The organism is Sunxiuqinia sp. A32, assembly GCF_052690465.1.
Genome location: NZ_JBQYLI010000002.1, coordinates 235,374 through 249,775 on the forward strand (window position 1 = coordinate 235,374; position 14,402 = coordinate 249,775).

7 protein-coding genes are annotated in these 14,402 nt (G+C 37.5%); 2 read left to right on the forward strand and 5 right to left on the reverse strand.

Features of this window, described 5'->3' with window-relative positions:
• Positions 1–363 precede the first annotated feature (363 nt).
• On the reverse strand, positions 364–1,773 hold the full coding sequence (locus tag ACUNWD_RS02925) for a sulfatase family protein (protein ID WP_445586267.1): 1,410 nt from the start codon (positions 1,771–1,773) through the stop codon (positions 364–366).
• Positions 1,774–1,790: 17 nt separating this feature from the next.
• Positions 1,791–3,221: a sulfatase-like hydrolase/transferase gene (locus ACUNWD_RS02930; protein WP_445586268.1), complete on the reverse strand. Its 1,431-nt coding sequence runs from the start codon at positions 3,219–3,221 to the stop codon at positions 1,791–1,793.
• A gap of 270 nt (positions 3,222–3,491) precedes the next feature.
• On the opposite strand from ACUNWD_RS02930, the gene ACUNWD_RS02935 reads away from it, so the two are divergent.
• Complete coding sequence (locus tag ACUNWD_RS02935; protein ID WP_445586269.1) at positions 3,492–7,553, forward strand: hybrid sensor histidine kinase/response regulator transcription factor; 4,062 nt, start codon at positions 3,492–3,494, stop codon at positions 7,551–7,553.
• Positions 7,554–7,684: 131 nt separating this feature from the next.
• A complete protein-coding gene (locus ACUNWD_RS02940; RefSeq protein WP_445586270.1) occupies positions 7,685–9,088 on the forward strand; it encodes a sulfatase-like hydrolase/transferase in 1,404 nt (467 codons plus the stop codon).
• A gap of 130 nt (positions 9,089–9,218) precedes the next feature.
• Here ACUNWD_RS02940 and ACUNWD_RS02945 read toward each other — a convergent pair whose 3' ends face one another.
• From ACUNWD_RS02945 to ACUNWD_RS02955, 3 genes are all read right to left on the reverse strand, one after another.
• Positions 9,219–10,751: an alpha-L-arabinofuranosidase C-terminal domain-containing protein gene (locus ACUNWD_RS02945; RefSeq protein ID WP_445586271.1), complete on the reverse strand. Its 1,533-nt coding sequence runs from the start codon at positions 10,749–10,751 to the stop codon at positions 9,219–9,221.
• 209 nt (positions 10,752–10,960) lie between these two features.
• Complete coding sequence (locus ACUNWD_RS02950; protein WP_445586272.1) at positions 10,961–11,692, reverse strand: 3-keto-disaccharide hydrolase; 732 nt, start codon at positions 11,690–11,692, stop codon at positions 10,961–10,963.
• A gap of 139 nt (positions 11,693–11,831) precedes the next feature.
• Positions 11,832–14,336, reverse strand: a complete 2,505-nt coding sequence (locus tag ACUNWD_RS02955; RefSeq protein ID WP_445586273.1) for a DUF3604 domain-containing protein — start codon at positions 14,334–14,336, stop codon at positions 11,832–11,834.
• Between the last annotated feature and the right edge of the window lie 66 nt (positions 14,337–14,402).

Sequence of the window (14,402 nt, forward strand, 5' to 3'; positions counted from 1 at the left end):
CCTGCTGCTTGAATAATAAAAACTATTAAGCACTGAAAATGAACAACAACTATTGTCTTTTTAACAGTTAATTACCGGGAAATAACAAATGATTATAGTGATCTAAAAGCTTATCAACAGGTTTTAACAGATGACTGGTGGAAAATGAGAAATGACCTCAGGATTTTGATAGAATACCGCTAAAAAATAACAGATGACCAATAAAAAATATGAGTTTACTGATCATCTGTTATTTTTTTGCAGGAGTCCCTCATTTTTTGAACGGAACGGATGAGAATAGTAAGGCCAATCCTCCTTTATTTTTGATGTAATTTAAGGCGAATAGAAGGTCCCCCAGAGCAAAGCCCCGAGGAATTCTCTCGATTAAGACTTTCTAGGCACTTCCACATCCAGTTCCTTACCAGGGTCGCCTTGCTTTTTCATCCAATTATATAGTTCCTTCTCCATTTTTCGAATTATTGGCTGTAAATTTTCTTCTGAAGCCAAATTATTCAATTCCCATGGATCATTTTCTATATCGTAGAATTCAATAGCTGGTCGGCTAATATAACGATCAACCCAATGTTTTGCTTCTACACTTGTTTCTGCATCTCGAACCCAACTGTCCCAATAACTTTCTTTGTTTGGATTCATTAAATGCTTTTCAAAATATTTGAGCTCTGGTGAAAGATTGACAATCAATTTATACTGATTATTTCGAATACTCCTTATCGGATATGGAGTTCCTTCAGGGAAATTATTATGAATACCATATGCCCATTCCCGATGATTGGTTTTTTCTCCGTTTAAAACAGGCAGAAAACTTTCACCATCCATTTCCTTCGAAACTTTTCCGCCAACATAAGAGATTAAAGTTGGAAGCACATCTTCGTATTGCAATAAAGCATCAGAAACTTTACCATTCATGGCGCCTTTCGGAGTCCGAACAATAAATGCACTCTTCTGGCCGTAATCCCAACTTGTCCATTTACCACCTGGAAACTGTGGTCCTTGCTCGCCACAAAACATTACAATCGTATTTGATTCATCACTTGTAGATTTAAGTGCCGAAAGAACATCACCAAACTGCTTATCTAAATAGGCTATTTCTGCTAAATATTTGATAAAAGCCTGACGAGTCTCTTTATTGTCTACAAAATGAGGAGGAAGTTTCAGTTTTTCGGCATCGAATACTGAAGGATCGCCTGCTGTCCATGGTGCATGTGGTAGTGTACTGCACACGATGAGGCAAAATGGCTGATCCTCTCGCCTATTCATGAATTCAACAATTCCATCCGTCTTGTAATTTGCGGTTTTACTCACCGATCGTTTCTCAAATCCATCAATGATCTCAAACGGATAAACCAACTCAGGTTTAAAATGAGTTTTACCGGTAAGTCCGACCCGATAACCTAGATTTCCTATATACTGGACAATACTTATCACATCGGTCTTTGTTGCTGCATGATTCTTATAAACACCATGTTTAACCGGATATAATCCGGTATAAATTGAAGCTCGTGTTGGAGCGCACATGGCTTCGGATGCATACATCTGGTTAAACCGAACGCCTTCTTTCGCAAAGCGGTCGATGTTTGGTGTTTTAACATTTTGTCCGCCATAACAGCCCAGCTCATTGCGAGCCAAATCGTCAGCGATAAAAACCAGAATATTTTTATTTGTTTTTTCTTCAGAAACAGTATTTCCACTCTTACCAACTCCCGGCAAAAGCAATAGTAACGAAGACGCAAACAGACTCAACTTCTTACTTAACACGTAATGAGTTAGCTTCATAATTATCAGTTTAAAAATCATTTTTCTATGAATATGTTCCATTCTTTGGGTGCAACAAAGTTCTCACGCCCAGCACCAAAAGGAAGTACTTCCTTTGCGGGTTTTATTGTATCAAATTTTTCGGCCAGATCAACAAGTTCTTTTACCACACCAGGATATTTTGACGCCAAATCTGTCTCTTCCGTTGGATCATCTTTCAGCTCATATAAAACATCCTCTTGCAATTGCATTTTTGGATTATAATTTGGTCGAATCACTTTCCATTCATCTTGTATAACCGCTCCGAACCCCAGATAAAACGTGCGTGAATCAATGGTTTTATTGTCGGTTAAAGCGCTCAAAATACTAATCCCATCAAAGGATTCGTTTCGGCTGCTTCCTGGATCAACAATCTCGCATATCGTTGGAAATACGTCCACAAAACCTGTCAATTGGTCAATCTGCTTTGTTTTCGTTAATCCATGGGGCCAGCGAATAATTGCCGGGGACCGAACGCCACCATCATATTCAAGAAATTTATGTCCGCGTAATTCACCGCTCGAACCACCACCGGAGCCTTCGTCAGCACCATTATCACTAAAAAATAGCACGAGTGTATTTTCTTCAATCTGAAGATCATCCAAAGCCTGTAAAATATTTCCAATTCCGCGATCCATGCAGGTCACCATAGCACCATATGTTTGTTTGCGCGTGTTTCCCTGTCCTTCTGCATTTTTGCCTTCCTTCTTTGAATATAATGGTTGAGATTCGTCAAATCCATACATTTTCAGATCTTCAGTTTTTGCCTGAAGTGGAGAATGAGGAGCGTTAAAAGCAACATACAAAAAGAAAGGGCCTTCTTTTGAATAATTTTGAATTGAACGCACAGCCTCTTCTGCTATTAAATCTGTAGAATACCCTTTGTCATAACTTGATTCATAGTCATTGTGCCAATCCAATTCACCTTCACGTTCGTGCGTAAAATAATCAATAGCACCGTTTAGATGTCCATAGAAATGAGTGAATCCATTATTTAATGGATAATATTCGGGACGAGAATGCCCAAGGTGCCACTTCCCGATGATTGCCCTGTTTTTATAACCGTGCTCCCCAAGAAATTCAGGAAGAAAGGTAGTTGATGGATCGATTCCGAAATCTCGCCATGGTGGAATAACTGTTTCTCGCAATCCGAAACGATTTGGATACATTCCAGTTAGCAGACCAGCTCGCGTCGGAGAACACACTGGTGCGGTATAAAACCTTGATAACTGGACACCCTCTTCTGATAATTTGTCTAAGTGAGGAGTCTTAATCCAACTTCCGTGGAATCCGACGTCACCCCATCCTAAATCATCTGCAACGATGATAACGATATTCGGATTTTGGTGTTTTGCTTTCACATCCTTTGCATAAACAGATATAAAAGAGGTCATGAACAAAACCACTGAATATAAATTCCTGATATTCATTTTTAATTTTTATAGTATTTAAGCTTATTCAAAATAGTTATTACTTATTGAGAAAAAATGTTCTTCGATTAACTACTGATAATGAAAAGATTAAATTTAGACAAATCTATCATCTCCGGTAAGTAGTTTTATTCCGAATTAAATGACGATTGTTCCATATTGAACCGTTGCTAAAAAAATGAACAATATTGCTGAATATAAAACATTGGTGCTAATCAATTCCATATGTCAGCTTTTTATGGTATTTTTCCTCGAAGTAATTTTAGGGGCATGAAGTATCTGGGTCTTTTCATCGTTGTAGCATTGTTTCTGTCGAACTCTAATACGCTTTTCTCACAAGAAAAAACATTCCGACATATTACGGTAAGCGAAGGATTATCGTACAATACTGTAAATGATATTGAACAAGACAAAGAGGGATTTATTTGGATAGCAAGTGGAGATGGCTTAAACAGATATGACAGCTACGGTTTTAAAACCTACTATACTGACAATACAGAAAATTCAATTCCCTCTAATGAAATACTTTCTTTACTTGTTACTAAAAAAGGAACTTTATTTGTAGGTACACCAAATGGCCTTTGCATATACAACCCTCAAGAAGAAAACTTTACCCGAATTTATTTTAATAATCAGCCAGTTGGATTGGTTCGTAGTCTTATGCAATCCAGTAAGGGAAAAATTATTGCCTGCGGGGTTAAAGGAGCTTTTGTTGTTTCAGAAAAAGGAAAAATTGTTTCTCAATTTCCATTCGGTGCAAACATCAGTAAAGTTGTTGAAGCCAATGATGGAAGTTTATGGGCTCATAAACGCCAGCAAATTTTACATTTTAATGAAAATGGAAAAATTTTAAAAACTTATACCGGAAATGTTAGAGGATTACCTCATTATATTCCTTCTCCTATTTCAGATTTAATGATAGACTCCAAGAATCGGGTTTGGGTTGGGACCTTTAAACATGGGCCGCTAATTTTAGATTTGGAAACTGAATCTTTTAAGCCTATTCCATTAAAAGAACAAAAGACTGATGTGCATCCCATGTACTTTGTGCGTGATATGTATGAAGATACTGATGGACGTTTCTGGATTGGAACAGAAAAAGGATTATTCATCTACGACCTTGAAGCTCATGAGTATGAGCACTATCTTCAATCTTTTGATCACACTGTTAACTCGCTTAATGATAATGCTGTCTATAAGATCTTTAAAAGTCGTGAAAATATCATGTGGATAGGCACTTATTTTGGAGGACTAAATATTTACAACCCAAATAACGCTGGCTTTTCAACCATAAAACCAGGGATTAAGCCTAATGATTTAAAGGGGAAAGCACTTAGTCAAATAATAAAAGGTCCGGACAACAAATTATGGCTTGCTACCGAAGATGCAGGAATTGCAATTTATGATCTCAATAAAAAATCGTTCTCTCATATTTTAAATACTCCTCAAGATGGAGCTATTCAAATAAGCAGTAACGTACATGCGCTAACAATTGATCGGGATAATAACGTATGGTCGGGAAACTTCTTTGGAGGAATAAATTGTATTAATCCTAAAACCCTTGAGACTAAAAATTACTCACATATACCAGGGAATCCGCAAAGTTTGACGCATAATTTTGTTTTCTCTCTGTATTGTGATTCAGCTGATATTATTTGGGTTGGCACCATGGTTGGTGTGGATTGTTACGATAAAACAAAGAACATCTTCACACGCTTTAAACCGAAAATTTTCCGTGGAAAATTTATTTATGACATTTTTCAGGACAATAAAAAAAATTACTGGTTCAGCACGTATAACAACCAGGGATTATTCAGATACAATCCACAAAATGATAAAGTAACCCAGTTTCAAAAGGACAGCACAAATGACCTGCAAAGCAATACTTTCATATGTCATTGCATTGCCTCGGATGGTAAAATTTGGTTTGGAACCAAAGGTGGTGGCATTTCTCACTTTAATCCTGAAGATGAAACGTTTAAAACCTACACAACAGAAGACGGACTGCCCAATAATGTTGTTTATGGAATCTTGGAAGACTCGGAGAATAACTTTTGGATAAGCACAAACAAAGGCATTTGTAAATTTAACTTTGAGACAGGTGAAATACGAAATTTCACCGTTGATAATGGCTTAGTTGGAAACCAATTCAACTTCAAGTCCTACTACAAAGCGGATGACGGTACCATGTATTTTGGAGCTGTCAATGGATTAACTTATTTCAATCCTAAAAACATCCAGTTTACCAACAATAAGCCGGTTGTCCATTTTACCGATTTCAAACTGTTCAATCAATCTGTCGAGCCAGGTGAAAATTCAGCCCTTGAAAAAGATATTGATATTACCAGCGAAATAACTTTAAAGCATAATCAAAATGTAATAGGCTTTGATTTTATTGCTTTAGATTTTTATTCAAAAGGCAAAAACAATTTCTTCTACTACATGGAAGGTTTTGATTCGGACTGGCAATCAGTAAAGAATAGCCAAAGTGCAACATACACCAACCTTTCGCCAGGTGAGTATACCTTTAAAATAAAGGCTACAAACAGCTACAATTTTCCAAATGACCGTCAACGAAGTATTAAATTAATCATACTTCCACCGTTCACTCAAACTATTTGGGCATACATGATTTATGCCTTAATATTAGCTGGCATTGTGTTCCTGCTTTATCACGCCAATGAAGTAAGGCATAAAGAAAAAATGGTATTAAAAATTGAAAAGATTGAAAAAGCCAAGCTTCGTGAAATTCATAAACACAAGATCAATTTTTTCACATACATATCCCATGAATTTAAAACACCACTTACCATTATATTAGCCACTCTGGATGGCTTTTTCAATCAAGACAACATACCAGATGACATAAAAAACAAGACCAATACACTAAGGAGAAATGCCTTGCGGCTTCAATTCCTTATCAATCAGTTGATGGATTTTCGCAAAATTGAAACAGATCATGCTCAGCCAAACCTACAATCGGGTGATATTATTCAATATTTGAAAGAAGTATTTGAAGCCTACAATACCTTATTCAACCGAAAAGGTATCGACTATATTTTCATTTCTGAAAGAGATAGCCTAAATGTTAGTTTTGATCCAGATAAAATTGAGAAAATTGTTTCCAACCTACTAAGTAACGCTTTCAAATTCACGCCCAGAAATGGTGTAATTACCTTGAAGATTGCAACAACAACCGAAGAAGAGAATTCAATGTTAAAAATCTCAGTGTCCGATACCGGGCCTGGAATGAATAAAAAACAATTAGATCAGATTTTCAACTTATTCTATAAATCAGAAGATGAAAATAACGAGTATCATGGTAGTGGAATAGGTCTGACTTTAACCCAGAGCCTGGTCAAATTTTTAAATGGTACAATATCAGTGGAAAGCAAACTGGATGAAGGAACCACATTCACGGTGAAACTTCCATATACTGAAATTGCCCAAGATGCTGAACTAAACAGTCATATTCAATTCAACAAAAGCATGGTTGAAAATTTGGCAAGCCAGACAATTGAAGAAAATGGAAGCACTTCTGAAACAAATGCCAAACAAAAATTTGAAATTCTTTTTGTAGAGGATAATAAAGAACTTCTAACGTTTTTATACGACCATTTTTGTAAATCCTATAAAGTCCACACTGCATCAAATGGAGAGGAAGCTCTTAAGACAATAAAAAAACATGTTCCTGATTTAATTGTGACAGATTTAATGATGCCCAAAATGGATGGAATTACACTTTGCAAAGAAATCAAAACAAACTTTGAATTTTGCCACATCCCAATACTAATGCTTACATCAAAATCGGATGTAGAAACACGAATTGAAAGCTTTGAGGTTGGTGCAGACCACTATGTTCCAAAACCTTTTATTCTTTCTGAATTGGAACTTCGGATTCGAAATATTTTGCTGGCCAAATCCAATCTAAAAAAGCATTTCATCAAATTCGGGAACTTAAATGTCGACTATCCGATCAAAAACCGCGATCAGCATTTTATTGAGAAGATTACTTCGATTGTACTGGAAAATATTGAAAATACTGAATTTGGAGTTAGCTCATTAACAAAAGAACTAGGCATCGGACGAACGTTATTGCACAACAAACTTAAACAGATACTGGATTTAAGTACAACTGAGTTTATTAATACGATCAGAATAAAGGAAGCACAAAAGCTATTAATTGAAGAACCAGAGCTTACAATGTCTGAAGTTGCCTACAAAGTTGGATTCAACGATCCCAATTATTTCAGCAGAACTTTCAAAAAAATATTTGAAGTTTCACCATCCAGCTTCCGAACAAAACAAGCAACAGATGGGGCATCAGAGTAAATCCCTGCCCCCATTATCAAATTTTTCATTGTTCAAACAATAATGCTACACTTAGAACATTATTGCCAATATTACCATGCTAAAATTCTCATATTTGGTTAATATTTTAACCTATTATATCTATAACCAATATGACAAAATCATTTATTAGTGGTATTCTATTATTTTTCCTTAGTACCATTACCGTTTTTAGTAAGGAAAAACCGAATGTATTGTTTGTTTTTATTGACGACATGGGGTATGGTGATTTAGCTTGTTTTGGGAACACCACACATGAGACTCCTAATATTGACAGACTAGCCGATGAAGGCATCAGATTTACACAATTCTACGTAAATGCACCGATATGCTCACCTTCTCGTGTCGCTGTTACCACCGGGCAATATCCGTCAAGATGGGAAATTACCTCATTTATCAACGATCATAAAGCCAATGTAAAAAGAGGAATGAAGGATTATTTAAACCTTCAAGCACCTTCCCTTGCGCGAAACATGAAAGATGCCGGCTATTACACTGCTCACATTGGGAAATGGCACATGGGCGGCGGTCGTGATGTTGGTGACGTCCCGTACATTACAGAATATGGATTTGATGAATCCGTCACTCAGTTCGAAGGAATTGGAGAACGCTACCTTGCAACTTATGAAACACTCAACTTACCAGACAGCACGCGTGGGCTGGAAAAGATGTCTGCAGCTTTGGGCAAAGGTGAAATACATTGGATAAAACGGGAAGATTGCACAGAGACTTACGTCACCAGAGCAATTCAGGCAATAAAAAATGCTCAGGCAGCAGGTAAGCCGTTTTACGTTAACCTTTGGCCAGATGATATGCATACTCCTAATGAACCGCCTAAACATCTTAGGGGCGACTTAAGCACACAAGCACGTTATTCAGGTGTAATCAAAGAAATGGACAACCAGCTGGAACGACTCTTCAGTTTTATTCGAAACAGTCCAGAACTTAGGGATAATACGCTAATCATTTTTACGGCCGACAATGGACCTGCTAAAAATGTAGGTTCTCCTGGCCCGCTTAGCGGCCATAAAGGGAACCTGTATGAAGGTGGTATAAGAGAACCCCTCATAATTTGGGGACCTTCGTTTATTTCATCTGAGCAGGTTGGAAAAACCAATTCAACAACAGTAATGGCCGGAATTGATCTTGCTCCCTCTATTATCCAATTTGTTGGTGCGAAAAAATATAAAAAGGATACATATGATGGAGTTGACATGAGTAAAAGCATGCTGGGAATTGAAACATCCAAACGAACTAAGCCAATTATGTGGCAACGACCATCCGGAATTACAAAAATGAATAAGAATACGGACAATCCCGATCTTGCAATCCGCGACGGTGATTATAAACTCCTCATCAATATTGACGGATCAAACCCACAACTTTATAATATTGTTTCAGACGAAGAAGAGTCTGAAAATATTACAGATCAACACCCTGACATCACAAAAAAACTAAAAAAGAAAGTGTTGGATTGGTATGCAGAAATGCCTCAAATAATTAGTGCGGATAATTGATATCTGCGTTTTCCAAAAAAGAATTCTGAAAAATAACCAATAAGAAACCCCGGGATGTTTTATCCTGGGGTTTTCATATTTTATGTGCTTAATTAAATAATTATCAATCAAGCTTTACTGATCCAATTCATTATACAACATCCAACTCGACAGCAGTTACTGAAGCTGCAGGAAACTCATGTAAGTCGTTTATATCTAACACTTTTTCTTTTGGAATTAGTGGATCATTTGATGCCCTCATAATCTCAAATTCAGGATCAGCAGCTATTTCATATGCTTTCCCCGACTTGATTTCCATATTAGCAATACCAACCGAAGTTTTTACTGATTTAGTTCGATTAACATTCACAACATGCAAATAAATCTTATTTCCCGTGCGACTGGCAGTAATATCCAAACCTTCCGGAACATCAGTAACTTGAATGTATTCTTTTCCACTGTACTTTTTATAAAGGCTCATAATCTTGGCTACAGGCATCATAAAAGACTTCCCTCCCGGAACAGGAATCATAATCGCATTTACCTGCCAACGGTTTCCACAGAAATCAGCTAAGGTTGCTATTTTCAATAAATCACCGTGTCTTTCATGCAAATTCATCATACGCGCATAAGAAACTCCGGCTGCCCACGACGACAATATTTCACATCTGTTCCTTCCCCTGATTGAGTAATGGCATTCTGTTAACGCCATTTGTTTTCCAAATGGCTCAGCTTGCTCTCTTATTTCGAGAATTTTCCGCTCATGAATTTTATATCCGTTCATCAAAATATCCCATGTAGCATCCGGATCATAACGGTATTGATTATCAACAATTACTGAATCTTTGATATCCTGACCAGGATCAAACATATGATGGAAAGCGACATAATCCATTTGATCACCAGCGTATTCAATCATTTTTTTTGTCCAACCACTATCTCCCCATCCAATTATTTTAATTGATGAATCAGCACCACGCATGGCTTTTGCAAACTCAATTGTCTTTTTTGCAGCAGTTTCCAGATTAAATCGATCTTTCGCGTAGGAAGTCTCATTTCCAATCTGCCAAACATTTACGTTATAGGGATCTTTTGCGCCATGTGAGATTCGTTTCGCATTTGATGGATTGTTACAATAATCAACCCACTCGGCAGCCTCCTTTGCATCAGCAAAACGCACTTCGCCTTTTGGAGTTTTTGCCCAGTTTGCATAACCCTCCGACTCAAAATTGACACAGATTAACGGATCAGCTTTCACTTGTTTGCAAAAATCCACGAATTCGGCTGTTCCTACTTGATTTGATTCGATACCACCCCAAACCAGATTTCGCATTGGGATTCTTTCATTTCTGGGCCCTACAGCCTCTTTCCATTTATAATATGCGCTCAATAGTCCTCCCCAGCGCATCATTCCTGGCGCCAGCTCTGCTGTAACATCGACAACGTCTTTTCTCCATGAATCAGCTTCATGGTTCCAAGCAGCTTCCACAGAGCTATCGGTTACGCCCAGGGGTTCCATAAATTGCATATATAACCATGGAGATAATTCAAACTTTGGAGACGGATCAACCTTGATCATTGAACTACTAAAAACATCACTTGCAAACATTCTATTTCCAGAACTAGCTATAGCAATTGTCGTTCCCGCAATTCCTGTCTTTCTTAAAAAATCTCTTCTTTTCATATTAGTTTAGTTTTATTGATTGGCTGATAGTACTATCTCATACATCGTAGGGCAGAATACTACTCATATGTTCGTGGAATGTTCAAAATGAAATGATAATTTCTGTTCGTTCAATTAGTAAGGTAAATTTCATGCCTATTTAATCAAGCCTGTGGCTGCAATATGGACAAATTAAACCCCTTTGAGGTGATTGTAATTATATCTGAAAATTACAACTTCTTAATCTTTATATTTCGAAACCACGCACCTCCTCCATGATCTTGCAATCCTATGAAACCATCTTTCGACATATATAAAAATTCAGGATAATCTTTGAATTTACTTTCCATTACCATTGCTTCCCACTCAGGAGTCCAAAGGGTATATTCGGCAACCTTAGCACCGTTCTGCCATTGTTCTACATGCCCATTGTCAACAATAATTTCAATTTGATTCCATTCACCAAAAGGTTTAACATTATCAGGATTTGCAGCAACAAGATCGTACGCAGAACCTGAAAGCTGAGCTGGCTTCAATTCCATTGGAAAATCAACAGCATCCAGAATTTGCATTTCAATAGCTCCATGCCATGCAGGTTCATCTGGAATTTCAGTCACTAAATACAAAATGCCACTATTTCCTGCTTTATTGATTTTCCACTCTAGCTTCAAATCAAAATTTGAATACATTTCACGTGTAATAAGGTCGCCACCAGAACCGGCTTCGCCCATATCAGAAGCACCGCAGAAAATGGCATTATCTTGTATCCCCCAGCCAATTTCAGGGAGATCGGATTTATGATAGCCACGCCATTGGTCCATGGAATGTCCATCAAACAATAGCTCCCAACCATCTTTAATCTCACTTTTTGAAAGTGTGTTTACAGGAACCTCTTTTTCCTGGCATCCAAAAAAAATTGAAATTAAAAATAAGGCAAGTAGAAATTTAGAAATCGTTTTCATCAAGGTTAGTTTAGTTTAAATATTTATACCCTTAAAAATAATCTATTTTTATCAGCATAGGAACACGCGTTGCAAGTAACAGATATCTTTGCTATCAATGAGTGATTCTAGCTTTTCCTGAAAATACACGTTTTTCGAATTAAGCTTTATTCAAATCGATCCATATTGGACTTGACCATCCTATTTCATTATTCTTCTGAGTAACACGGACGTAATAATACAAAACATCCGATTCATCCTGATAAAGTTCATCGACAAACTGCTCATTAAATTCCAACGAACCACCAGCGACAGTATACTCTTTAATTACCTTGCTGTTTTTAAGGATTTCCACCTTCGAAAGTTCTCGTTGTCCTTTAACATTTACACTTATTTTTGGCGCGTTTGCACTTTTCACCACCGATCCGGAAGTTTCTCCGTTCATCCTAAAATCAATGATCATTTTATCACCTGTTGTTGCAAAACAGCGTTTGCTCCTCAAGCCTTCCAAAATGCCTTCACGATTCAGTTCTTTTACCCAAATTGCAGCGACTCCAACTCCCATCCCATTATGGTCACCACTGGCAATAAATCCCATTTGTTGTTTCTTCTCCTTTAGTGCATAGTTTACAAAGGCCCTTTTATATTTGGTTGTAAAATGTCTCTCCAAATTATGCTCACGTGGACAACCGGGATATTCGTTATTCCCTCTGCATTGAAAAAGTTCGACCACTGGGACATAATAATCATCGTGCACATCCCAGTCAAGCGGATGCATTTCATCTGCCGGATGATGTGGAATGCTTATACAATCAATATTCTTTTCATGCAGAAATTTCCATAGCGCCACTGAATTATTGGTTTCCGGAGTATAAACCGAATAAATTTCCTGCTCATTACGAATAAACTTCCTGCCTTCTTCAACCGATGAAAAAATTACATTGTAATGCCCGGCTCCGTACTCGATATCATTCAATTCTTTATTCGAAGATAATGTCCACTCCATAGCAGGCAGTGCAACAAATGTTTCTGGCTGATTATAAAACTCAGCCACACGCATATTTTTTCGCCAGTATACCTCAGTCATGGAATAACCATGGTCCGTAATAGCTACAAAATCGTAGTTTTCGGTAAACATGCCAAATCGGTAATCTTCATGTAAAGTACCATCGGTTCCAGCGGGCCAGCATGGTGACTTTTCTGAATGCTCGTGCAAATTTCCATAAACCAATTTGTAAACTTCACCATTCACTTCAATCTGCTCCCCCACAATATCTGGATGGCCACTCATCGTGGAAATCTCGTTATCCCCTGGAAGGAATTCCGTTACAGTCGTGTCTATAAATGAGAGATCAGCATAAAGCCCTTCCAGCTTTGGAATATGATACTGTTGCACTGACAACTGAGTCAATAGCGAACGTACAACCTCATTCGTATTGCTTGATTCTTGGTTGGCAAATCGCTTCTCCAACATAGTCGATAACCACAACTGGTTATTTTCATCAAATGCGATTGCCGGTGGTATTAATACTCCTTTTTGATCAGTTTGTAAAAGAGTAACTGGTTGGCTCCACCCCTTTTGTGGATCAAGCCATGATATGCGGTATTGCCAGAAAGGATTACCAACAAAATCACCACCACAGTTCGTAACCAAGTATAAATGATTGCTATTATCTTTTATAAACGTTGGCTTATGGTCATTCTTTCCTGTAAATAACCATTTCCCTGTATTTTCAACTTCAACAATTTTTCCATCTTTATATGAGAGAATTGCACAACAAAGATCTCCCGTATAATTATCTCCATCTTCTAACCGATGATTGTTGCGGTTATTCTCATAAGTAATCCATAAACGATCTTCTTCATCAAATGCCAGGGCGGGCTTCGAATTTATATTTGCTCTGTTTTTCAATCCTCCACCAACAGCCACGGGAATGGTCTTCGTAACTCGTAATGAATTTCCATCAATTATCAACATTTCAATATTCTGATGGTATCCCTGATTATAGCCATAGGCCAGATACAGCTTACCATCTTTATCTTCAGCAATTGCAGGATCAAAACAACTTCCCCCATTTTTTTCTACGATGAAGGAATCTGACCATTTTCCATTTTCGTATTTGCTTAGATAAATAGTGAATCTTCCATCATGCAAATTCTCCCAGGCAATCCAGTTTCTATTTTCGCCGGCAATAAGCACAGGATTGATGGATTTGCCAGATTTTACAGGAAAAGAATGAACGTCACCATATCCGCTTGCAGTTAACATTGATGTATTTATCACCCAATCTTCATCTTTTATTTCTGTCCATGCAACCACTGGTTTTCCGCCTGATGCGCAAGCAGAAACAGGAGATTCATATTGACCTGGTGAGGAAGTTACTGGTGCGGTTTCTTTCCATTCAATTCCATTGTAATGAAATGATGATATTAGCTCAGCATTAGCAGGGTAAGACATTCTTCGAAGTGCATGTATCCATATATTCCCCTTGCCGTCGGTCACTAATGATGGATACTCCTCCTGTTCATCCTCAAAACCTTTCAACAGAAAATTCTGTTTCAAATTAACCGATGACTCACTAATCATTCTGGGGAATCCAACAAGGGGTATTGCTGAAGACAATGCAGCAGTTGATGATATTTTTATAAATTCTCTACGTTTCATGTGTTTGTGAATTAGTTATAAAATATCCTGTATCCTATCTGTTCTTCTCAATATCAAATCATATCA

Excerpts from the sequence above, each read along its gene's own strand:
- ACUNWD_RS02945 (WP_445586271.1), bottom strand. The coding sequence starts at position 10,751 with ATGAAAAGAAGAGATTTTTTAAGAAAGACAGGAATTGCGGGAACGACA.
- ACUNWD_RS02955 (WP_445586273.1), bottom strand. The coding sequence starts at position 14,336 with ATGAAACGTAGAGAATTTATAAAAATATCATCAACTGCTGCATTGTCT.
- ACUNWD_RS02940 (WP_445586270.1), top strand. The coding sequence starts at position 7,685 with ATGACAAAATCATTTATTAGTGGTATTCTATTATTTTTCCTTAGTACC.
- ACUNWD_RS02930 (WP_445586268.1), bottom strand. The coding sequence starts at position 3,221 with ATGAATATCAGGAATTTATATTCAGTGGTTTTGTTCATGACCTCTTTT.
- ACUNWD_RS02925 (WP_445586267.1), bottom strand. The coding sequence starts at position 1,773 with ATGAAGCTAACTCATTACGTGTTAAGTAAGAAGTTGAGTCTGTTTGCG.
- ACUNWD_RS02935 (WP_445586269.1), top strand. The coding sequence starts at position 3,492 with ATGAAGTATCTGGGTCTTTTCATCGTTGTAGCATTGTTTCTGTCGAAC.
- ACUNWD_RS02950 (WP_445586272.1), bottom strand. The coding sequence starts at position 11,692 with ATGAAAACGATTTCTAAATTTCTACTTGCCTTATTTTTAATTTCAATT.